31 protein-coding genes are annotated in these 22,992 nt (G+C 27.3%); all 31 read right to left on the bottom strand.

All coding sequences use genetic code 11. The features are described from left to right. Positions 1-41 precede the first annotated feature (41 nt). The gene (gene spo0A / locus CPAL_RS03785) at positions 42-854 is read right to left on the bottom strand and encodes a sporulation transcription factor Spo0A (protein ID WP_061857396.1); all 813 of its coding nucleotides are present in this window, start codon (positions 852-854) and stop codon (positions 42-44) included. A 172-nt stretch (positions 855-1,026) separates the two neighbouring features. Then, positions 1,027-2,238 (bottom strand): SpoIVB peptidase, encoded by a 1,212-nt coding sequence (gene spoIVB, locus CPAL_RS03780; protein ID WP_061857395.1) that lies wholly within the window; start codon positions 2,236-2,238, stop codon positions 1,027-1,029. A 163-nt stretch (positions 2,239-2,401) separates the two neighbouring features. Further along, positions 2,402-4,114 carry a DNA repair protein RecN gene (recN, locus tag CPAL_RS03775; RefSeq protein WP_061857394.1) on the bottom strand — a complete coding sequence of 571 codons (1,713 nt, stop codon included), beginning with the start codon at positions 4,112-4,114 and terminating at the stop codon, positions 2,402-2,404. A gap of 16 nt (positions 4,115-4,130) precedes the next feature. Continuing rightward, the gene (locus CPAL_RS03770; RefSeq protein ID WP_061857393.1) at positions 4,131-4,580 is read right to left on the bottom strand and encodes an arginine repressor; all 450 of its coding nucleotides are present in this window, start codon (positions 4,578-4,580) and stop codon (positions 4,131-4,133) included. 29 nt (positions 4,581-4,609) lie between these two features. Further along, entirely contained in the window at positions 4,610-5,431 is an 822-nt protein-coding gene (locus CPAL_RS03765; RefSeq protein WP_061857392.1) for an NAD(+)/NADH kinase, read from the bottom strand. A gap of 11 nt (positions 5,432-5,442) precedes the next feature. Next, positions 5,443-6,255 (bottom strand): TlyA family RNA methyltransferase, encoded by an 813-nt coding sequence (locus CPAL_RS03760; RefSeq protein WP_061857391.1) that lies wholly within the window; start codon positions 6,253-6,255, stop codon positions 5,443-5,445. A gap of 22 nt (positions 6,256-6,277) precedes the next feature. Beyond that, positions 6,278-8,137 carry a 1-deoxy-D-xylulose-5-phosphate synthase gene (gene dxs, locus CPAL_RS03755; RefSeq protein WP_106024122.1) on the bottom strand — a complete coding sequence of 620 codons (1,860 nt, stop codon included), beginning with the start codon at positions 8,135-8,137 and terminating at the stop codon, positions 6,278-6,280. Positions 8,138-8,266: 129 nt separating this feature from the next. After that, complete coding sequence (locus CPAL_RS03750; RefSeq protein ID WP_106024139.1) at positions 8,267-9,136, bottom strand: polyprenyl synthetase family protein; 870 nt, start codon at positions 9,134-9,136, stop codon at positions 8,267-8,269. A gap of 1 nt (position 9,137) precedes the next feature. Then, a complete protein-coding gene (locus CPAL_RS03745; protein ID WP_061857389.1) occupies positions 9,138-9,359 on the bottom strand; it encodes an exodeoxyribonuclease VII small subunit in 222 nt (73 codons plus the stop codon). Between the two features lie 29 nt (positions 9,360-9,388). Continuing rightward, positions 9,389-10,597 carry an exodeoxyribonuclease VII large subunit gene (gene xseA, locus CPAL_RS03740; protein ID WP_061857388.1) on the bottom strand — a complete coding sequence of 403 codons (1,209 nt, stop codon included), beginning with the start codon at positions 10,595-10,597 and terminating at the stop codon, positions 9,389-9,391. Position 10,598: 1 nt separating this feature from the next. Then, the gene (locus tag CPAL_RS03735) at positions 10,599-11,435 is read right to left on the bottom strand and encodes a bifunctional 5,10-methylenetetrahydrofolate dehydrogenase/5,10-methenyltetrahydrofolate cyclohydrolase (protein ID WP_061857387.1); all 837 of its coding nucleotides are present in this window, start codon (positions 11,433-11,435) and stop codon (positions 10,599-10,601) included. Positions 11,436-11,457: 22 nt separating this feature from the next. Further along, positions 11,458-11,859 (bottom strand): transcription antitermination factor NusB, encoded by a 402-nt coding sequence (gene nusB, locus CPAL_RS03730; RefSeq protein WP_061857386.1) that lies wholly within the window; start codon positions 11,857-11,859, stop codon positions 11,458-11,460. A 125-nt stretch (positions 11,860-11,984) separates the two neighbouring features. Beyond that, positions 11,985-12,377 (bottom strand): Asp23/Gls24 family envelope stress response protein, encoded by a 393-nt coding sequence (locus tag CPAL_RS03725; RefSeq protein WP_061857385.1) that lies wholly within the window; start codon positions 12,375-12,377, stop codon positions 11,985-11,987. Between the two features lie 85 nt (positions 12,378-12,462). Continuing rightward, positions 12,463-12,975 (bottom strand): SpoIIIAH-like family protein, encoded by a 513-nt coding sequence (locus CPAL_RS03720; RefSeq protein WP_061857384.1) that lies wholly within the window; start codon positions 12,973-12,975, stop codon positions 12,463-12,465. A 76-nt stretch (positions 12,976-13,051) separates the two neighbouring features. Then, entirely contained in the window at positions 13,052-13,687 is a 636-nt protein-coding gene (gene spoIIIAG / locus CPAL_RS03715; protein WP_061857383.1) for a stage III sporulation protein AG, read from the bottom strand. 43 nt (positions 13,688-13,730) lie between these two features. Further along, positions 13,731-14,315, bottom strand: a complete 585-nt coding sequence (gene spoIIIAF, locus CPAL_RS03710; protein ID WP_061857382.1) for a stage III sporulation protein AF — start codon at positions 14,313-14,315, stop codon at positions 13,731-13,733. 12 nt (positions 14,316-14,327) lie between these two features. After that, positions 14,328-15,479 carry a stage III sporulation protein AE gene (spoIIIAE, locus tag CPAL_RS03705; protein ID WP_061857381.1) on the bottom strand — a complete coding sequence of 384 codons (1,152 nt, stop codon included), beginning with the start codon at positions 15,477-15,479 and terminating at the stop codon, positions 14,328-14,330. A gap of 21 nt (positions 15,480-15,500) precedes the next feature. Next, entirely contained in the window at positions 15,501-15,884 is a 384-nt protein-coding gene (spoIIIAD, locus tag CPAL_RS03700) for a stage III sporulation protein AD (RefSeq protein ID WP_061857380.1), read from the bottom strand. Between the two features lie 9 nt (positions 15,885-15,893). Then, a complete protein-coding gene (spoIIIAC, locus tag CPAL_RS03695) occupies positions 15,894-16,091 on the bottom strand; it encodes a stage III sporulation protein AC (RefSeq protein WP_061857379.1) in 198 nt (65 codons plus the stop codon). Positions 16,092-16,103: 12 nt separating this feature from the next. Continuing rightward, positions 16,104-16,628 (bottom strand): stage III sporulation protein SpoIIIAB, encoded by a 525-nt coding sequence (spoIIIAB, locus tag CPAL_RS03690; RefSeq protein ID WP_242862599.1) that lies wholly within the window; start codon positions 16,626-16,628, stop codon positions 16,104-16,106. Between the two features lies 1 nt (position 16,629). Beyond that, positions 16,630-17,553, bottom strand: coding sequence for a stage III sporulation protein AA (gene spoIIIAA / locus CPAL_RS03685; protein ID WP_106024121.1), 924 nt, complete (start codon positions 17,551-17,553; stop codon positions 16,630-16,632). A gap of 196 nt (positions 17,554-17,749) precedes the next feature. Beyond that, positions 17,750-18,124, bottom strand: coding sequence for a CD1247 N-terminal domain-containing protein (locus CPAL_RS03680; RefSeq protein ID WP_061857377.1), 375 nt, complete (start codon positions 18,122-18,124; stop codon positions 17,750-17,752). Positions 18,125-18,145: 21 nt separating this feature from the next. Next, positions 18,146-18,703 (bottom strand): elongation factor P, encoded by a 558-nt coding sequence (gene efp / locus CPAL_RS03675; RefSeq protein WP_061857376.1) that lies wholly within the window; start codon positions 18,701-18,703, stop codon positions 18,146-18,148. Between the two features lie 341 nt (positions 18,704-19,044). Beyond that, on the bottom strand, positions 19,045-19,476 hold the full coding sequence (locus tag CPAL_RS03670) for a hypothetical protein (RefSeq protein WP_061857375.1): 432 nt from the start codon (positions 19,474-19,476) through the stop codon (positions 19,045-19,047). Beyond that, a complete protein-coding gene (locus CPAL_RS03665) occupies positions 19,469-19,945 on the bottom strand; it encodes a hypothetical protein (RefSeq protein WP_061857374.1) in 477 nt (158 codons plus the stop codon). The genes CPAL_RS03670 and CPAL_RS03665 overlap by 8 nt, the downstream gene beginning before the upstream one ends. A 2-nt stretch (positions 19,946-19,947) precedes the next feature. Then, positions 19,948-20,709 carry a hypothetical protein gene (locus CPAL_RS03660; RefSeq protein WP_061857373.1) on the bottom strand — a complete coding sequence of 254 codons (762 nt, stop codon included), beginning with the start codon at positions 20,707-20,709 and terminating at the stop codon, positions 19,948-19,950. Between the two features lie 25 nt (positions 20,710-20,734). After that, positions 20,735-21,133, bottom strand: coding sequence for a hypothetical protein (locus CPAL_RS03655; protein WP_061857372.1), 399 nt, complete (start codon positions 21,131-21,133; stop codon positions 20,735-20,737). Continuing rightward, positions 21,130-21,600, bottom strand: coding sequence for a type II secretion system protein (locus tag CPAL_RS03650; protein ID WP_061857371.1), 471 nt, complete (start codon positions 21,598-21,600; stop codon positions 21,130-21,132). The genes CPAL_RS03655 and CPAL_RS03650 overlap by 4 nt, the downstream gene beginning before the upstream one ends. Positions 21,601-21,602: 2 nt before the next feature. Continuing rightward, positions 21,603-22,082 (bottom strand): hypothetical protein, encoded by a 480-nt coding sequence (locus CPAL_RS03645; protein WP_061857370.1) that lies wholly within the window; start codon positions 22,080-22,082, stop codon positions 21,603-21,605. Beyond that, entirely contained in the window at positions 22,060-22,536 is a 477-nt protein-coding gene (locus CPAL_RS03640) for a pilus assembly FimT family protein (RefSeq protein ID WP_116485970.1), read from the bottom strand. Before CPAL_RS03640 ends, CPAL_RS03645 begins: the two co-directional genes overlap by 23 nt. 10 nt (positions 22,537-22,546) lie before the next feature. Continuing rightward, positions 22,547-22,975: a type II secretion system protein gene (locus CPAL_RS03635; RefSeq protein WP_242976281.1), complete on the bottom strand. Its 429-nt coding sequence runs from the start codon at positions 22,973-22,975 to the stop codon at positions 22,547-22,549. Between the last annotated feature and the right edge of the window lie 17 nt (positions 22,976-22,992).

The following is a 22,992-nucleotide window of genomic DNA, read 5'->3' as shown; positions in this document are numbered from 1 at the left end:
TGTCGTTATAAATTATTCATAAATACTTGATTTCACTTGTACTAGCTAACTTTATTTTTTAACCTTAGTTTATCTGCAACCATAGCTATAAACTCGCTATTTGTTGGTTTACCTTTTCCATTATGTATTGTATATCCAAATATTCTATTTATAGTTTCAACTTGTCCTCGTGACCATGCAACCTCTATAGCATGTCTTATAGCTCTTTCTACGCGACTCGCAGTAGTGTTATATTTCTTAGCTATTGATGGATATAGTTCTTTTGTAACAGCTGACAAAAGTTCAACATCATTAACAACCATACTAATAGCCTCTCTAAGATACATATATCCTTTTATATGTGCTGGCACTCCTATTTCATGTATTATATTTGTTATCTCAGATTCTAAATCTAGTGGTTCATTTCTTCTAATGTTTATATCCTCTGTTTCTATTAAAGAAGCTGTCTTTCTAGTTTGTTCTCCTGATATTGTATTATTAAACATTTGCCTAATTCTCTTTGTAAACACATCCATATCAAACGGCTTTACCACATAGTAATCTGCACCAAGAGTGATTGCTCTTTGAGTAATCTTATCTTGTCCTACTGCTGATAATACAATTATTCTTGGTAATGGATCAATATTCATAGCATTTAATCTTTCTAAAACTCCTAGTCCATCTAAATGTGGCATAATTATGTCAAGAACTACTAAGTCAGGCCTTTTCTCTTGAATTAACTTTAAAGCTTCAATACCATCTTTTGCAACTCCTGTTACAACAATATCCCTTTGATTCAGTAAATAATCATTAAGAATATTACAAAATTCTTTATTATCATCTGCAATTACTACACTTATTTTATTATTTTCCATATATATCTCCCCTTCACAATTTCGTTCCATTTGCTAACGATTTATTTATTCGACAAAAGAATAATATTTCCTTCTTATTTAGGAATTTCTTCTAAAATTAGGATAAAATAATAAAATAAAAGATAGCTTTTGCTATCTCTTATTTTACTATTTTATATAATTAATTACTAGATTATTGTGCTAAAATACCAGCATCTTTAAGCATCCATTCTATATATATTCCATAACCTACATCTGGTCGATTAATTAAAACATGGGTAACTGCTCCAACTAGCTTATTATCTTGAATTATTGGACTTCCACTCATACCCTGAACAATACCGCCAGTTTTTTTTAAAAGTTCTTCATCGATTACCTTTATTACCATGCTCTTAGGACCTGGATTATCTTGATGCAGTAGTTTTTCAATTTTAATATCATACAGTTTAGGCTCTGATCCATCTATTGTAGTTAATATTTTAGCTGGACCTTCTTTTATTTCATTTCTTAGCGCAATTTTTATAGGTTTATTATATTTACTAGAAATTAATTTCTCATTTCCATTACCATATATTCCACACAAAGTATTTTTATTTACATTTCCTAAGTCTTCTTCTTCATTTATAAATATGCCTCTAAGTTCTCCGGGGTTTCCCTTTTCTCCCTTTCTTATAGAAATAATAGAAGATTCAACAATCTCTCCTTTATTGATTTTTAATACTGTACCAGTATCAACATCTGTTATAGGATGACCAAGTGCTGCAAATTTTTTACTTTTACTGTCATAAAACGTTAATGTTCCTACTCCAGAGGTGGAATCTCTTACCCATAAACCAATTTTATATACATTATCTGTTTTATCTTTTACAGGTTTTACTTTCTTTTCTAAAGTATTATTATTTCTTTCTATTATAATATTTAATTCTCTATTTTTACTTGAATTTATTTCTTTAATAAGCTCTTCAGAACTATTTATAGATACTCCATTAACTTTAGTTATTATATCTCCTACCTGTATACCACTCTCTGCCGATGGGCTGATTATTTTTCCTTTTATACCTTCTACATCTGAAAGAGCTACTACTAAAACACCTTTAGTATTTAATTTTACTCCTACTGGTGTTCCTCCGGGATGCACATAGATTTCCGGTACTGATCTTACAGAAACTGACTTAATTGGAAGTATACCCAATAGACTCACATTTACTACTTCATCATAAATTTTTGATTTTTCAATATCAAAATCAGTTCTATTTAATTTTATAATATAATTGGATTTTAATTCCTGACCTTCTCTTAAAAAAATTGTACTTGGTATACTTTGAGTTTTAAAATATAAGAGCATAACTAAAATCATTGTAGGAATCAAACTCCAGCATATTATGCATTTCTTTTTGTTTTTCATTTTTATACCTCCTGCATAACATACTTTATTCAAGTTTAATTTGCCCTTTTAGAGTTTAATTATGCTAATGTATACTTGTATATAGAGTAATACTTTAATAGAGAAACAAATATATGAAATTAATTTAAAAAAAACGAAAAAATAATTCATAATCATATGCTGATTATGAATTATTTTTATGTAGAACCAACTCTTTTTTTCGATTATAGGCAAGATTAACCATTTCTTTAGAATTTTTTAATGTAAGTTCAGTAATTTCTGAACCTCCTATCATTCTTGCTATTTCATGTTCTTTTTGTAAGTTATCTATTTCTTTTATAGTAGTGAAAGTCTTTTTATTTACTACATTCTTAGAAACTAAAAAATGTGCATCTGACATACTTGCAATTTGTGGTAAATGAGTCACACAAAATACTTGATGTGCATTAGATATCAAATACATCTTCTCAGCAACTCTTTGAGCTATTCTTCCACTAATTCCAGTATCTATTTCATCAAATATAACAGATGGAATTTCATCTTTATCTACAAAAACAGTCTTTAGACTTAACATTATTCTAGACAATTCTCCTCCTGAAACTACCTTATCTAAAGCTTTTAAAGGTTCTCCTGGATTAGTTGATATCAAAAACTGGACTTTATCGCATCCATTATCATAGAATTCATCTTGAAAGTCAACTTTAATTCTCAATATGCTCTTTTCAAGTCCAACATAATCTAATTCTTCTTTTATTCTTTTTTCTAATACTTTCCCAATATCTACTCGTATATTATGTATTTCTTTTCCGTAGCATACCAATTCTTGAATAGTTTTAATTCGCTCTTTTTTTAATTCTTCAATAATTTTTTCACTATGTATTATATCATTATATTGCTTTTCTATTCTTTTTTTATATTGTAGAATATCTTCTATAGTTTTTCCATACTTTCTTTTTAGGGAGTCGATTTGAAATATTCTGCTATTTACATATTCTAGTTCATTTTTATCATAGTGTATAGATTCTTGCATATTTCTGATTTCGGATATAATTTGCTCTATATTAAAATAAGTGTCTTCTACAGAATTTGTTATGTTTTTTAATTTATCCATATGTTTGTCAACATTTTTAAGTTCGCGAATAACTCTATTTAAACAATCATAAACCGATATAAAAGTATCGTTACTATTATATAGAATATTATAGCTATTTGATAATGCATTATTTATTTTTTCAGCATTATTCAATATAGCATATCTTTCCTCTAATTTTTTATCTTCACCTATTTTTAATCTAGCATTATTTATTTCTTCAATTTGATATTTAAGAAAATCAGTTAACTTTTCCTTTTCTTCATCTTGTGATTTGAATTGTCTTATTCGTTTATCTATATCTAATAATTGATTATATTTTTCACTATATTGCTTCAAAACATTATTTAATCTATCATCACCAAATTTATCTAAATAATTTATGTGGGAAGCAGAATCTAATAATTCTTGATTCTCATGTTGTCCATGAATATTTATAAGAGTATTAGCTATCTTTTTTACGTTAGATAGTAATATTGATTTACCGTTAATTTTAACTATACTTTTTCCTGACTTAAAGGTTTCCCTGCTTATAATCAATAAATCATTATATTCGATTTCCATCTCATTCATAATCTTTTTTGTATTACTGTTCAAAATATCAAAAATGGCTTCAACAAAAGTTCTATTTTCACCTGTTCTTATTAAGCTTTTATTAAATTTACCTCCGAGGACATAATTTATTGCATCTATTAATATAGATTTACCTGCACCTGTTTCTCCAGTTAAAACATTAAAACCTTTTTCAAAATTTATAGTCAAATCTTCGATTAGTGCAAAATTTTTAATATTTAATTGAAGAAGCATATCACCCCTCCTACACCTAAGAAAGCATTCTTCTTAGCTTTTTTACTATGTCTTGAGCCTTATCTTCACTTTTAGCTAAAATAAATATAGTATTATCTCCTGCTATAGTTCCAGCAATTCCTTCAAAGTTCATAGAGTCTATAGCTTCCGCAGCTGCTGGGCCTGAACCAGATAAAGTTTTTACAACTACAAAATTTTGGACATTTTCAACACTAATCACTGTATTAGCAAATATTTTCACTAATTTATCAGATAGAAATCCATCGCTTTGAAATATGGTAGCATATTTATATTTACCATCTTTTGATAAAACTTTAATAAGCTTTAATTCCTTTATATCTCTTGATACAGTTGCTTGTGTTACATCCATACCGCTCTTTTTTAATTCTTCAGCTAATTCCTCTTGTGTCTCTATATCTTTTGTGTTTATAATCTCTAAAATTCTTGCGTGACGTTGAATTTTCATTTTTCATCTCCCTATTTCATAAATTATAATTAAAAAATTTTCTTCCTTAAGACTTCAAAGTAATTATATCCATTTATTCTAACTAACTTACACTTAAAACTATACTTCTTTACTTCTATTCTCCTGCATTTTTCTAAATCTATAGCTTCCTGTCCATCTATAGTTAAAAAGACTTGTTCATTTTTACTATTTACTATGATGCTTATTTTACTACTACTTTCTAATATAATGCTTCTCATATGCATAGAATGAGGACATATAGGAATCAATGATATAACATCTAATGTAGGATATACTATAGGTCCTCCCGCCGATAAAGCATATGCAGTTGAGCCTGTTGGTGTAGAAATTATTACACCATCTGAATTAAAAGAAGTATAGAATTTATCATTTATATATATTTCATAATTCAATATTCTGGATAAAGTTCCCTTTGAAACAACTATATCATTCAGAGAATTATATAATTTTGTATTTCCATCAATATTAATCTCACATTGAAGCATCATTCTGTCTTCAATAGTGTAGCTTCCTTTACCTATGTTCTCAATAGCCTTTTCAATTTCTAAAATTTCAACCGCTGTTAAAAATCCTAAATGCCCCATATTTATCCCTAAAATTGGAACTTCGAATCTAGCTACAGTCCTAGCTGTCCTTAGAATAGTACCATCTCCACCTAAAACAATTATCATATCTAATTCTTTAGATTTAATTCTATCAAGATCAATAGAATCTCTATATATTTTAACTTCAACACCTTTAATAGACTGAGTTATCTTGTTTATTATATTCTCTATTATATTTTCATCGATAAATTTACTACTATTTATATTTAAGCCTATATTTTTCATTGTTCCTCCAATCACAAATTTTTATGTGAAGAATCAACTACAAAGTCAACCACTCTAAAATCAAAATCTGCTTTACAATTCTGATCTTTTGTAAAATATACTAGATATTCTATATTCCCCTCTGGTCCTTTAATCGGTGAATGTTCAAGACCTAATATTTTTTGATTGTTTTCTAAAAGAAATCTTAATATATCATTAATAACCTCTTTATGAGTGCTTGCTTCTTTAACTACTCCTTTTTTGCCTATTTTATCTCTTCCGGCTTCAAACTGAGGCTTAATTAGCGCAACTATTCCTCCCTTATCTGTTAATAAATTAATAATAGGTGGAACTATTTTTTTTAAAGATATAAATGATACATCTATACTAGCAAAATCAGGATAATCATTAATATCCTCAGTTGTTAGATATCTTGCATTTGTTCTTTCCATACAAATAACTCTAGGATCTGTCCTTAATTTCCATGCAAATTGTCCATATCCTACATCTACGGCAAAAACTTTTTTTGCTCCATTTTGAAGCATACAATCAGTAAATCCCCCAGTAGATGCTCCTATATCCATGCAAACCTTACCATTTAAATGTATATTAAAGCTTTTAATTGCCTTCTCTAATTTTAGTCCACCTCTGCTTACATAAGGCATTATGTTTCCTTTAAATTCTATATGTGAGCTTTCTTTAATTCTTTGCCCACATTTATCTACTCTTTGACCATCTACAAATATATCTCCAGCCATTATACTAGCTCTAGCTTTTTCTCTTGACGGAAAAAAACCTCTTTCAACCAAAATCACATCCAGTCTTTTGCTTTTTGCTGTTTCCATATCATGACTCCTTTAAGTATTATTATAAAATTTTTAATATGTTTTTAACAACTCCATCTGGATCTAGATAATTTAGTTTATATAAAATATCAACATTTCCATGAGGTATAAACTTATCTTCAAAGCCCAAATTTAATACTTTGATTTCACCATTTTTCTCTATAGTATTTATATATTCTAATATTAAACTTCCTAAACCTCCATGAATTACATTATCCTCCAAAGTCACTATTTTATATCCTTTTTTAACTAATTCTAAAATCAACTTCTTATCAATAGGCTTAACAAAACAAGCATTTATAACAGATAAATTAATTCCCATATTTTTCATTTTATCTGCAACTTCAACAGCTATTGCAACCATTTTTCCTGTAGCTATTACAGCTATATCCCCTTCTGACCTTAAAACTTCCCATTTTCCTTTAGTATATTCTTTTTGTATTGATAGATTTATTTTATCTCCTCCTCTAGGATACCTAATAGCTATAGGGAAATCCTGTTTTAAAGCCCATCTCATTATGTACTCAACTTCCCCCATAGATTTGGGAGCAACAATTGTCATATTTGGCATATGCGATAAATAAGATAAGTCAAAAACTCCTTGATGAGTTTCTCCATCATTTCCGACTATACCTGCTCTATCTATAGCAAAAATAACTGGAAGATTTTGATGGCATACATCGTGAAGTACCTGATCATAGGCTCTCTGAAGAAAAGTAGAATATACTGCAAAAATAGGCCTAAATCCTGCTTGAGCCATTCCAGCAGCAAAGGTTACAGCATGTTGTTCAGCAATTCCAACATCAAAAAATCTATTTGGAAATTTTTCACTAAAATCTTTTAAACCTGTTCCATCTCTCATAGCAGCAGTAATACCTACTATCTTTTCATTTTCAGAAGCTAATTTAACTATAGCATCACCAAATGCTTTAGAATAAGTGTTTCCACTTATTTTAGAGACCTTTCCTGTTTCTAAATTAAAAGCCGATATTCCATGAAATTCATCAGGATTTTCTTCTGCAAATTTATATCCTTTACCTTTCTGAGTAACAACATGTATTAATACTGGTCCCTTTATTTCTTTAGCTAAAGACATGACTCTAGTTAGTTCTTTAATATTATGTCCATCTATAGGTCCTAAGTATTTAATACCCATATCTTCGAAAAACATACCTGGTACTAATATTTGCTTTATTCCAGACTTTATTTTTCTTATGGAATCAGCTAAACCATTTCCAATGCTAGTTTTTCTTAAAGCATCATTAAAATCTTCTTTAAATTTATTATACTTAGGGTCAATTCTTATCCTATTCAAATAAGTGGATAATCCTCCTACATTTTTACCAATAGACATTTGGTTATCATTTAATATAATAATCAAATCTGTTTTTCTGTCTCCCACATCATTAAGAGCTTCTAAAGCCATACCACCAGTTAAAGCACCATCACCTATTACAGAGATAACATGATATTTTTTTTTGTTTAAATCTCTAGCTCTAGCCATGCCTAATGAGGCAGATATAGATGTGCTACTATGCCCTGTTTCAAAAATATCATATTCACTTTCACATCTTTTAGGAAATCCGCTTATACCTCCAAACTGTCTTAGTTTATCAAACTTGTCTTTTCTTCCTGTTAATATTTTATGTACATATGTTTGATGTCCAACATCCCATACTACTTTGTCTTCATCTAAGTTAAATACTCTATATAAACTTAATGTTAACTCTACAACTCCTAAGTTAGAAGCTAAGTGTCCTCCTGTTTTAGATACTTTATCAATTAGAAAATTTCTTATATCCTCAGCTAATCTTTCCAACTGTTTAAAAGACATTTTCTTTAAATCATCTATATTATTATAGGAATCAAGCATATTTTTCATATTATCATCTTTCCTTTGTATTAACATATACTGCCTAATTTTACACTGAAATTATACCACACACACTAAAAATTTCAAAGTTCCCAATAATACTACATTGCATTCTGTTACTTTTAATTAAATTTTTAATTAATATTCTCTCTCTAACAGAAATAAAGTTATATTCTTTAGATTTTCAATATTTCCGCAAATTCTATTCAGCAAACTTAATGATTCATCTGTTAATGATTTACACATCTCTTCACATTTTTTTAATCCAAATTTTGAAACAAAATTAGTTTTATTATTATTTTTATCACTATTTATATTCTTGCCTAATGTTTTTGTGTTTCCTATTACATCTAATATGTCATCCTTTATTTGGAATGCTAAACCTAACTTTTCTCCAAAAATGCTTAAAGTTTTTATATCTTCTTCTTTTGCTTCACCTAAAATAGCACCTGCTACTATTGCGCCTTTAATAAGCTTTCCTGTTTTATGCTCATGCATATAAAATAACTGCTCATCACTTATTTCTTTTCCCTCACTAATAATGTCTACTACCTGCCCTCCTATCATTCCTTCAACCCCAGCAGACTTAGAAATAATATAACAAGCTTCTAATTCTTTTTTCCCTCCTTTTAAACACTGTTCAAACATTATGTTCATTGCCTCATTTAAAAGGCCATCTCCTGCTAATACTGCTATAGCTTCACCATAAACTTTATGATTTGTAGGTTTTCCGCGTCTTAAATCATCGTTATCCATACAAGGTAAATCATCATGTATTAATGAATATGTATGAATCATTTCTAAAGCACATGCAATTGGCATAAAATATTCATAATTATCTTTATAAATGCTAGCTGCACATAGCATTAGTATAGGCCTTATTCTTTTTCCCCCTACTTTAATACTATATTCCATAGCTTCATATATTAATTTATTATAACTTCCTTTTCCTTTAAAATATTTTTCTAACCAATCATTTATTTCAATTTTTAATCTACTAATATCCATATTATTCATCAACCTCTATAAAATTTATTTCTCCTCTTTCAGTTAAGACCTTTATTTTACCTTCAGCTTCATTTAGCAACTTATATATTTTATTACAGATATTAATTCCATCTTCATAATTTTTTATAGAACTCTCTAAAGATAATTCGCCATCTTCCATTTGCTTAATAATAAACTCTAACTTATTCACTAAATCTTCGTAAGACTCTTTTTTTTTTCCCATTATTAAACCTCCAAAGTTTTTAAATGCAATCATTCTATTTTTTCAACATTACTTAAATTAACTTTAGCTTTGCCTTTTTTTAGAGTTATATTTATTACCTTATCCTTACATAACTGATTTACATCAGTTATCAATTGATTATTTTCATCTTCAATCACAGAAAATCCTTTATTTAATATATTCAATGGATTATGTGCTTGAATTAAAGAATTTAGTTTTGCCAAATGTTTTTTTTCATGCTCCAATTTTGATTCTATTGTGTACATCAGCTTATCTCTCATACTATCTAATCTAATATACTCATTTGCGATATACTTTATAGGATTATTTATTTTCAAATTGTTCATTAGAATAGTTAAATTGTCGTATTTGGAGTTTATACTATTTTTCATAATTTTAAACATTTTGTCTTTATATACTTCTATCTTTTTATTAAATTCACTTAAGCTAAATACAGCTATCTCAGCAGCTGCAGACGGAGTTGGCGCTCTCATATCACTAACAAAATCACTTATTGTAAAATCTGTCTCATGTCCAATGGCGCTTATAATTGGCTTATTGCAATCATATATGGCATAAGCTAAATTCTCATCATTAAAAGCCCATAATTCTTCTAAAGAGCCTCCTCCTCTTGCTAATATAATTAAATCTACATCATTTCTATTGTCAAAATACTTTATTCCTTCTATTAATTGATGGCTTGCTTCATCCCCTTGGACAAGTGATGGATAGATTATAAGTTCTACAGTAGGATTTCTTCTTCTTGTTACATTTATTATATCTCGTATAGCAGCTCCTGTAGGAGATGTAATTATACCTATTTTTCTTGCATATAACGGAATATCTTTCTTATGTTGCTCATCAAATATTCCTTCCTTATACAATCTTTTTTTCAATTTTTCAAATTCTAAAAATAAATTTCCTATACCTTCCTTTTCTAATTCTTCACAATAAAACTGATATAATCCATCTCGCGAATATACTGAAACTCTACCTCTTAATATAACATTATCTCCATCCTTAGGCATTGAAATAATATTCTCAGCATAACTTTTAAACATAATACAATTTATCTTACTATATTCATCTTTTAGGGAAAAATATATATGTCCACTGCTGTGTATCTTAAAATTAGATATTTCGCCTTTAACATAAGAATTTCTTAATATAAAGTCATTATCCATTACTTTTTTTATATAATTATTTAGTTGAGAAACACTTAATGTCTTTATATGCATATTAGCTTAATCCCTCACATAAATTTTTCATAAGCATAGTTGTTGTCATAGCTCCAACTCCTCCTGGTACTGGTGTTACAAAACTTGCTTTTTCTAAAACTTCATCAAAACATACATCTCCAACAAGCGTTCCTTCTATAACTGTGGTACCCACATCAATCACGATAGCTCCTGGTTTTATATACTCTTTTGTGATAAATCTAGGTTTTCCAATGGCTACTATTAAAATATCTGCATTACAGCAAATCTCCTTCAAATTATTTGTTTTAGAATGACAAATAGTAACTGTAGCATTCTCATTTAAAAGCAATTGCGATACTGGTTTTCCAACAATATTACTTCGTCCTATAATTACAGCATGCTTTCCCTCTATTTTCACACCTGTACTTTTTATTAATTCTATTATTCCTTTAGGAGTGCATGGTATAAAACATTTTTCTCCTTTATATAGTTTGCCTAAACTTAAAGTACTAAGAGCATCTATATCCTTTTCATGTGATATGAAAGATGTTATTTTAGCTTCATCTAAATGTTTCGGAAGAGGAAGTTGAAGAATTATTCCATCCACTTTGTTATCTTTATTTAAATCTTCTATAACTTTTATTAACTTTTCTTCCTCAACATCTTTTTCTAAATAAACACTTTTTACTTTTATCCCCAGCTTATTACATAGTTTATTTTGACTATTCATGTAGTAAGCCGAAGCATCATCCCTGCCCACCAAAATATTGGCTAGACAAGGAACTTTTTCTCCATTCGTATTTTTAAATTTAATAATTTGCTTAATCTCTTCCTGGATTTTTTTAGAAAGTTCTTTTCCATCTAGTTTAATTCCCATTACTTACACCCCAGATCATAATTTATTCCTGTATCATACTTCCAAGGACTCCATTTATAAATGAAGGTGAGTTATCCGTAGAATATTTTTTAGCAAGTTCTATACCTTCATTTACAGCAACTTTATTTGGTACATCTTCATTAAACACAATTTCATAGGTAGAAATTCTAAGTATACAAAGATCTATTTTTGATAACCTGTTTAACTTCCAATTTTTTAAATTACTTTCTATTTTTTTATCTATGAGTTCAAGATTTTCATTTATCCCTTTTATAATATTCTCTACATAACTAAAATCCACATCATGTAAATCCATATCTGTGTTTTCTTTAAAATTGTTTAATATTTCCTCGTACGATTCCTTATTAATACTCATTTCAAATAATAATCTCATAGCCACTTCTCTTGTTTTTCTTCTATTCATATTTTCCTCCTATAATTTATGTAATTACTATATAAAAAATAAACCTTATTTTAATTATTATCAACTTATTTATTCTTATGCATATTTAAACATGGAAACACCCTCTGATTTCAGAGGGTGTAAAATTAATCTTCATTTTCTTTAATCTTTTCTTCCGCTTTAGGAAGTACCACATTTTGAATATAAACATTAACTGCTGTTACATTTAATCCTGTCATAAGTTCTACTGACTTTTTAACATTTTCTTGAACCTTTCTAGCTACATCACCAATCTTAATACCATACTTAACTACTACATACAAATCTATCGTAGCACTGTCTTCTCCTACATTTACTTTAATTCCCTTAGAGACATTTTTCTTGCCACTAAGAATTTGAGTTATGCCTCCAACCAATGTAGTGCTCATTCCTTCAATTCCATCTATTTCTGAAGCAGCTAGCCCTGCAATAACTTCTACTACTTCATCCGATATCTTTACGATACCTGCTTCCATTTCCTTATTTAAATTTTCGTCCATTTATGTACCCCCTTGTTTTGATTACTTCAAAACAAATTATTCTTAAAGTTATTATATCAAACATAGCATGTTTTTACAAATATAATTATTCTTTTAATTGAATTTCTACATCTCGTATTTGAGTAACATCCATAACTACATCTTGGATCTGTTTCTGTTGACTTTCACTTAGTTTTTTAGATGATTTTATAATCACTGTAACTTTATTATCTTGAACATAGCATAATACATCTTCATAGCCTTTGCTCTTTAAAATAGTTTCTATTTGTGATTGATTAGTAGTTGCTAAAGCTAAATTAGTATATTTTTTAGATAACTCAGCTCTATCCTCTTTTGATGTATGTTCATCATCTATTAATGCTTTTAGATTTTGTAATGCCTGAGCTGCGTTATTATCTCTTATAATTTGAGCTTCTTCAAAATAATTTGAACCACTTGTATTTTTGCTCGCATCATTAAATGAAATAGCGTCCTTTCCGTTAGTTATGTCGTTTCCTGCTACATAATCTAAATCTGCATTTAATTTTGTAGCTAACACACCAGCACATACAATAAGTGCTAATAGGACAACAATAATAACTCCTTGTTTCTTATTCATTTAAATACCTCCTAATCGTGATTATTTTTATTTTCTCTTTCTTAAAAATTTATATGCTTTTGACCTTAAATATATGTTATTTTTTCATAGAGTACACGTTTACTTGATTTTCTTTTAATCCAAATAAATTTATAACAGCTTTATGGATTTGTAGCTTTATTAAATTGTTTTCTGCTCCTTCAGCTACTACACAAACTCCTGTAACCTCTGGCTTATATTTTTTTACTACAAAAGGCTCTGTTCCATTATCAGTATTCATCATAACAATAGTTCTTCCATCGTTCTTTTGTGTAATCTTCCTTGTTCCTCCATCTGTATCTTTTTCTTCAGTTAAGCTAGTAGAATCATTTATGTTTATTGCCGGTATCTGCTCTTCACCCCCTTTAAAGTAAATCATTACTTTCACCTTTCCCACTCCTTGAATATTTTCCAGTGTGTCCTTCAATTTTCTTTCCAGTTCTGCTTCTTCACTAGCAATTACTTCATCTTCCTTCTGATTTTTTATGGTTGATGCATTTTCTTCTATATTTTTCATATTTTCAGAATTGTTATTAGCTGTAGCAACACTCTTAGTCTTAAAAGTATTACTGATCATAGCTAGTAAAACTCCTATTAAAAGCAGTATAACTAAATTAGTAATATAACTTTTCTCATTTTTCTCCTTCACCTTACTTTTTAATTTTTCTGAATTAAATATCTTTTTAAAATCCATAAGCTCACCCTCTCTTTTACTTAAATTATATTAACTTCTTTAACTATAATTTATAAACTTTAATTTTTTCTTTAGGTATGCTAGTGATTTCGCTAAGATATTCCGTAATACTGTTGCTTTTTTTATTATCAATTGTTTCTTGACCATTTACTTCTTTACTATTTCCTACATTTACCTTTTCTATCTTTTTTACTTTTCCTTCATTAACCCCAACTTTTATTTCATTTATTATAAATTCTTCTTTTTTATCATCATATTTAACTTCTACACCTACTTTATAATCATCTTTAGGATATTTTTCTTTTAATTTCTGAATACATATGCTTTCCAAATTACTTGCAAAAACTTCTGTTGTATTATCAATACTATTTTTCTTATATTTTTCATAGTTTTCCTGATATTTTCTGCTATCAAAATATTGAGATGCCGCGTCTATGTAATTATCTATATTAAAATCACTATTAAATATTTTTATTATAGGATTAATCAATACAGTTATTAGAATTAATCCTAAAACAAACTTAGTATACTTTTTCATAGAGTTACTCGGGAGTATTATTTCTACTGCTGTTATAAAAAATATAGCAGTACAAACATTCATAACCCATCCTCTAAGAGCATCTATCATATCTTTCCTCCTTTATCCTCCTAAAATACTTCTGCCTGCTGATGCAATTATTGATATAATTATAAAAAACATTACTGAAACGCTTATGAGGCATGAATTTATAAGTATAAGGGAATCCCCTGCTGAAGCTATACACTTAACTAATCTGCTATCGCTGATGGGTTCTATAAGTGCCGCAGTCAATTTATATATAAATGCCATAACTACAATTTTGATTACTGGAAATATCAGTATTGCTATCAAAATAATTAATCCTATACTACTTAATGCATTTTTTAAAAGTAAAGAATACCCTGCTACAGTGGAAATTGCATCTGAAAGACTTTTACCTACTATTGGTATAAAACTATCTACTGCAAACTTTGCAGTTTTCTCTGTTACGGCATCTATCGTAGCTGTAGCCATACTTCTTATAGTTACAGTTCCTATAAAAATAGTCATTATAATACCTTGTATCCAAAGGGCAGATTTATTTAATAGTTTTGATAGATTGTCTACTTTATATTCTTGAGATATATTATTTACAAATTGTATTACAAAAGATAATCCAATAATAGGTATTATTAAATTCACAAATATCCTAGCACTTATATTTATGACTCCAATTATTATAGGATCCATAACAGCTGCTTGTGAAAATCCTCCAACACTAGCTAATAATATTAGTAAAACAGGCATCAAAGCCGCCATAAAGTCAGTCATATCTTTTATTGCTTCTCTTACAATAGATACACCTATATAGAATGTTCTAGATATCAATATTATAAGCAGCGAATAACATGCAAAATATGCTATATTTGATAAATTTCCATTACTAAAAGCATTCTCAAGATTATTTATAAGAGCACAAATAATGCATATTATTATTATCATATACATAAGTTTTCCGCATGCTATCACTTCTCTAAATCCATAACTCATTAATGCTTTAAAAATTTTTTTAGTAGAAAGTTTACCATCTCCATTTTTCATATAATCTTTAACGTATGCTTTTATGTCTATGTCATTTAAAATTTCATATTTTGTTTTCATATTTGTCATATAATTATATAATTGTTCAACTTGCTGAATCTCTTCTTGTTTCATCATTGGTGCTGATTCAAAGGCTTGTACATTGAGAGGAATTAGCAAAAACAGTATCAATATAATTATTAATCTTTTCATAATTTTACTCCTATGTCTTTTTTACATAATTTTTATTATAGATTGTAATACTGCCATTAAGATGGGAATTGCCAATACTAAAATCAATATTTTTCCAGCAAATTCCACCTTAGATGCTAACGTATTTTCTCCTGCATCCTTACATATTTCACTGCAAAAGGATGCCAGATATGCAATTCCAAGTATTTTAAATACTATATTTAAATATACAAAATCTATGTTTGCTTTTAATGCAAGCTGCTGAAGTAATTGTAATACAGCAGTAATCTTGTCGAGCATAAATAGAAAAATTAATATCCCAGCTGCTATACTAATATGTATAGCTAGATCATTTCTTCTATTTTTAAATACCAACACTACAAATAGTGTAACAAATGCAAATGCAACTACTTTTACTACTTCCATACATTCCTCCTAAAACTGGAACATAGTTCTTACTGTACTAAATAACTTATTTATAAGATTTATTACCATCATTAGCACAATAATTATTCCAGCCAAATTTGCTATTATGGCATAATCCTTTTTTCCAGTAGTCTCTAAAATTTTATCAAGAATAATAATCAATATACTAACAGCAGCTATTTTGAAAATTAAACTCACATCTAACATTCTTATCCCCCCTTATATAATCATAATTGTAAGTATAGCCCCGAAGGAAAATCCGAGATATCTATACATTTTAATATTTTTATTCATTTCAATTTCTGCATCATAAACTTGTTTTTTTACATTTTCCAAGGTCAATAATAATATACTTTTTTGTCCCTCTACATCTGATTCTCCCAAAGATTTTGATAGGTTTAACATTATATCAATATCAGATTGTTTCAAATTTAACTTATCTCTATTTTGCTTGAACATTCTTTTAAATCCTTCATTTACACTATCTACCTCATTGTTATACAATAGGTTAGAAACTTCTACAAATATATCTCCTATTGGCTTATTGCATTTATATCCTATATCTTGAAAAGCTTTTGGAAGAGATTCGTTTGTATAAACTATCTTGCTTTTAAGTTCCAATAACGCTTGTTCAATTTCTTTTAATTGAAAAACCCGTTTTTTTAGACTTTCACCATATAAAAAACCTATAAGTGAAGAACATATTAAAATCAAAGTACATCCAACTATCTTTAAATACAGCATATTATCTCCTCCATAGTTTTTCTTTTTTGCTAAAGTCATATATATACTCAATTGTACCAACGCCACCTAAGCCACTTAGTACTATAGCTCTTTGAAATACTTGATTTTCTAATATTTCTTTAAATACTGGCCTTTTATATAAATCTTCTACTCCTGCACCATGGATAGTTGTAATTAAATTTACTCCAGAATTCATAGCCATTAGCACACTTTCCATGTCTTTATCCGTTCCTATCTCATCACATACAATAACCTCAGGAGCCATACTTCTTATAGCCATCATAATTCCTTCACTTTTTAGGCAATTATCAAGAATGTCTGTCCTTAAGCCTACATCCATTTGGGGTATTCCGTTATAACATCCTCCTATTTCACTTCTTTCATCTATTATGCATACCTTTTTACCAACAAAGCTCAAATTTGCTACTTTCATTCCATTTGATATATTTTTACTTATATCTCTTAATAAAGTAGTTTTCCCGCATTTAGGAGGAGATATCAATATAGTATTTAGAATTCTATTATCTTCAATTATGTATGGCATCACTTGTTTTGAACATCCTGCAATCTCTCTGCATATTCTTATGTTTAGAGAAGCTATGTTTTTTATAGTTCTAATTTTATTGTTATCAATAACACATGAGCCACATAGCCCAACCCTATGACCACCTTTTATAGTAATATATCCTTGCTTTATCTCTTCTTCAAAAGCATAAATTGAATAATTACTAATTCTTTGTATGATTGTTTTTAATTCTTCTTTTGTAACTATATAATTAGTTACAATTTCCTTATTGTCAGCATAGATTAATATAGGTTTATTTATTTTTATTCTTATCTCCTGAAGTTTTTCCAGTTCTTTTATCTTTTCAATGATGTTCTTTATAGATTGGGGTAAAATATAAAATACATCCTTAGTGTTCATAACTTTCATCCTCCTTTCTTATTAAATTTTTATTTCTATGGTTATATAATTATTCCATTTAATAAAAAATTAAAATACAAATGCATTTAGGTTTATTCGACTATTTTTAAGATAAATTTCTTAAATAAAAAAAGCATATATGTTCGCAATATTTAATTTGCAAACATATATGCTTTTTTATTAAATAGTTTTTTTATTATTTTAAATATATGAGATTATGACAGTTAGGACATTTTAATTCATCTTCTTCATTTAAAAATTCTTTTTCAACAGCTAAAATTTCATGACATTTGTTGCATTCTATATCTACATAATCATAGCTATTAAACTCTTCTTCTTCCTCTTCAAATCCATATATTTCTTCTTCTATATTACCTAAATTTTCATCAAGAACAGTTACATACTCATTAATTTCACTTATACTATCCTCTGTTTTATCTATTTTCACAGCAATATCCATTAGAATATCACTCATGTCAGACAAGATTTTATACTCTTTAAAATTGCCCTTAGATTCTATATCTTTAATTTCCTCTTTTAAAGAAGACAATCTTGATATAAGAGAACTCATTTTACCACTCCCTTAGAGTAGTTACACTCTCTCCATATATTCTCCAGTTCTAGTATCTACTCTTATAGTCTCTCCTTCATTTACAAATAGCGGAACCTGAACTACTGCTCCAGTTTCTAATTTTGCTGGTTTCATTACATTTGATGTGGTGTTTCCTCTAACTCCTGGTTCACATTCAACCACTTGCAATTCTACAAAGTTAGGAGCTTCAACAGAGAAAGCCTCTCCTTTATAAAATTTAATTATCGCAAACATATTCTCTTTTAAATACTTAATAGCGTCTTCTACTTGACTATAGTTTAAAGGAATTTGATCAAAAGTTTCTTGATCCATAAAATAATAAAGTTCTCCATCACTATATAAGTATTGCATTTCTTTTCTTTCAATAACTGCTTCTTGGAATTTAGCAGTTGGGTTAAAAGTTGTTTCTGTAACCGCACCTGTTTTAACATTTTTAAGTTTTGTTCTTACGAATGCAGCTCCCTTACCTGGCTTAACATGTAAAAAATCAACTACACTATAAACTTGTCCATCTAATTCAAAAGTAGTTCCTTTTCTTAAATCTCCAGCTGAAATCATTATGATCCCTCCACTAATTAATTGTAATAATTTTTATTATAACTCTAAAACATATATTAACACCAATTCTATATCATTTAAAATATATAAGAGCATTATTACTCTATGTTCTACTTTATAACATATCATAAAACATGACTTATATATTTTAAATATGGATTAATTGCTTTTAGAGTTTTTTCTTATATCAAACTAAATATATAAATTATATGCTTTATAAAAAAACAAAAACAGTATTTACATATTTAATTTTTATAGTTCCTGATTGTAACCAATGATATTTTATCAAAACTTGCGAATATTTGCAAATAGAATTATTTTATGCATAAATTTTTATTATTTTAATAACCATCTATGAAATTTATACTTAGTTCTCCAATATAAGTTTTATTATTTTCATGCTTTAATTTTATAGAGCTTATACTATAAAAATTGTCTTTATTTTTTATATCATCAATAAAAATTTTTAATAAATTTAGCGTTCCTTTAAATTGCAAATTCATATTGACTATATTACTATCCATATTATTGACTATTCTTTCAATTTTTATGTATTCTTTTTCTTCTATACCTTTAATTATATCAGAATATTTTATATTGCCGACTTCTTTCTTTGTAGTATCTGTATAAGAAAAATTCTCTAACTTTTCCTTTTGAAAAGAAATTTTTTTTACTATAATAAAATTTAAAATAATAGTTATTATAACCCCAATTAGAGTTATAAGTAATATAGAACTTTCTTTGTAATATTTATTTTTGTAATATTTATTCATAATCTTTTACCTCTAACTCTATTTTAGTGATAATCTTCTTCTCATTTATATTGTGTATGTCTATACTTTTTATTTTATAGTTCTTTCCTTTTTCTATGTTTTCTATCATTTCCCTGGCAGTTTCTATATTATTAAAACTACTTTCTACATATATTTCTTTTCCACTTACCTCTAATGAATCAAAAAACATGTTATTCTGCACATATTTTTTTAAACTATTGAAAGCATTTATGGTATCATATTTCTTAGTTTGAATTTCATTTATTTCATTTTCACTTTTTAAATTCCTATTGTTTTTTAAATTATTCATACTTATCAAACTTTTGAATTCATTTTGGTATTTAAAAAATCTCACACCTCCAACTACGATTATAAGAGACATTATCCACATACAAATTCTGAACCTAATCCTTTTTTTCTTTTCTATTTTATTCCTATACCACAATGGTAAAAAATTATTATCTTGCATATCTATTTCCTCGTTATAGTAAAATATTCTATCATTTTATTACTACTTAAACTTCCCAAATCTACATATTTATATTTCATTAGATTGTTAATATAATCTATAAACTCTTTATCATTAAAATTAGCACTATATATCTTCGATACTTTTCCATTATATTGATCTAGCTTATGTAAAACATAATCTAAGCCATCTACTATTAAGTCATAATTACAGTCTACTTCATTTATTATTCTATTAGCTATCATTCTTTTTTTCATTACCCCTAAAATATATAAACTATTATTAAATCTAAATAAGAATACATAATCTTTTTCTTCTATTCTCTTTTCAAAATAATTTAAAAAGCAAAATTGTATTAAATTTATTTTTTTTACTCTATTATCATTAATACATTTTTCTAAACAGCTCAATTTATCACAATATATACAAAAAACCAAAACTTCTAATTCATTATTTTCTTCATTTAAAATAGTGTAAGTATAAAATATATTTTCTGACTTTTTCCCATACATAAAAATTAATTCATTTTTAATAATAGAGTTTAGACTATGCTTGTTTTTTATATTTGGTAACTTTAAATACTTAATATATATTTCCTCACCTTCTATAATTATATATACATTTCTATTCTTAAAATTAACATTAATCTTTTCCTCATTAAGCATAGATTCATAATCTATTTTTTTATTTTTCAAAAATTTATTATTAAATTCTAAAGTTTTAATATATTCTTTAGATATAGTTAATAGCATATTTCTTCCCATAGTATTACTATCTCCTTATTTAATTTTAAATTTTAGCTATACTACATACTGTTTCTTCTTTATCATTTTTAGTGAGTATACATCTATAAAACTCTTTTTTACTTAATCCATCTCTAGTATGTAAAGATAAAATTATTTCTTTGGATTGTGAGTCATATTCCACAAAAGAATCCTCATAATGCAATCTATTTTTATCTAATTCTAATAATTTATTATGTATATTTTCATCATCCCAAGTTTTTATATTATCCTTAAGATACTTGTTTAAACTAGCTAACAAATGCACCCTATATTCTTCATAAGGATCAGATTTAAGCTCACTTTCAATAGTGCTTATAATATACCTTTTTTCCATAATTCGAAGCTTATACTCATACAATAGCATTCCAATAACAACGCTACTGATTATTAGTGTGCTTATCATAATATATCCTCTTTTTTTCCTATTCCGAAACATCTTTCATAATTTTCTCCCTCTAATGTATTTATAGAAATAAATATGAGATTTTCTTTTAATGTGATTTTGAATGCAGCTACATCTTCTATAATAGTGTCAGTAACTTTACTTGTATTTTTTACCTTATTATAAGTTATAACAATTTTAAATTTGCCATTATACTTTTTAAGAGCTTTTATTATATTCTCATCACCGTTAAGTTTTTTTATGATTATAGTGTCTTCATTCACTTTAACAGATTTGTTATCTAATGCATAAACCTCACCCTCTATAAATCTTAGGGCTTCTCTGCAATAACTCTCTTCTCTATCGGCTTTTATAAATTTTTTGTATTTTATTGCTTGTGTTGATAACATATTTATCTCTATAAGCAATATAGTTATCCCAATTCCCATTGCTACTATAACTTCTATTATAGTAAACCCTTTTTTCATTATTAGTAATCCCCTTTATAAAAAGAAGTGCTTATATTATTAGTTTCATCAACTAATCTAAATATAAGATTTAAGTTAAGTTTTATAACATTATTAGGCTCTCCATGAACTTTTATTTCTAAATATGGTAATTTGTTAGGTTTTTCAAAAGTAATTATTTCTGAAAATTCTTTGTTTTTAAGAACATCTAAATTTATATTTTCATTATTTATGTATAACTTTTTAGTAGCACAACTCTCATCGTTTAAATTTTCTCCTTCATAAGCTATATTTTTTATATCTTCATAAGTTTTATTAAAAATCAATGTGTTTTTTAAACCTTCTAGAAACTCTGCATATTTATTTATCTCTAAATTATATTTTTTTAAATTTATATTTCTCATCTCCATACTAAAAATAAAACTCAGTACTAAAGAAAGTAGAATTATACTAAAAACTGCTTCTAATAAAATATAACCTTTATTCGTTTTTAATCTGCACATATCTTGTTCCTACCCTTATTGTTATCCTATGAAGTTCTCCCTGCTTATCTTGATAATTTATAGTACACGATGTTAAAACTTCTCCCAAGTTATTTATATTTATCCTTTTATAAAAGCTTTCTGTATTTTTAAACTTAAATTCCAATGGAATTTCATATTCTTCTATTTTTTTATTTCCACAGAAAAATTTAACCTTATTTTCTTCAGAAAATAATAGATATCCACTTTTATTCTTATTTTTACAATATAGCGCAGAATTTTTTATCATATGTAGTATATAGTTATTACACAAATCTACACTAGTACTATTGGTCCAACTATCATAAAATTTAAAATAATTAGTAATGCAAACTCCTATTGCCATAGCTAATATGCTTAAAGCAATAATTAGTTCAATCATAGTTATTCCTTTGTGTGTCTTTACCTTATAACTTCCATTTTGTAATGTCTGCACTCTATTCCCCCTAAGCTGACACCTGTGTGCTATCCGTTAAAGGATATATCTGATTATGTGCATTATCTTGAATCTTAAATCCAGTACTAGTTTTGTTAAATTCCAAATAGTATTGCTTTTTATCTACTTCATATTTAACGGTCACTACATTTTCAGAACTTTCATTAACTTCTATATTATCTATTCCCAACAATTCTTTAGTTGCTTTAGAAATATCTATCTCACTAAAACTTTCATTTCCTTCAATGTAACTGTCCATTACTGCTAAGTAAATTTGCCTTCCAGTATCTACTACTTTTAATCTTTGAGCTTTAGATCTATATCCATTGAATTTAGGTATTAAAAAACTGGCCATAACTAATATTATTGACATAACTATTATAAGCTCAATTAAAGTAAATCCCTTTTTTTTATTTTTAGATAGCTTCCTATTTTTCAAACTTATTCCTCCTTACA

This window comes from Clostridium thermopalmarium DSM 5974 (assembly GCF_002995795.1).
GTDB classification, from domain to species: Bacteria; Bacillota; Clostridia; order Clostridiales; family Clostridiaceae; genus Clostridium_H; species Clostridium_H thermopalmarium.
This window is presented reverse-complemented; position numbering and strand designations above follow the sequence as displayed.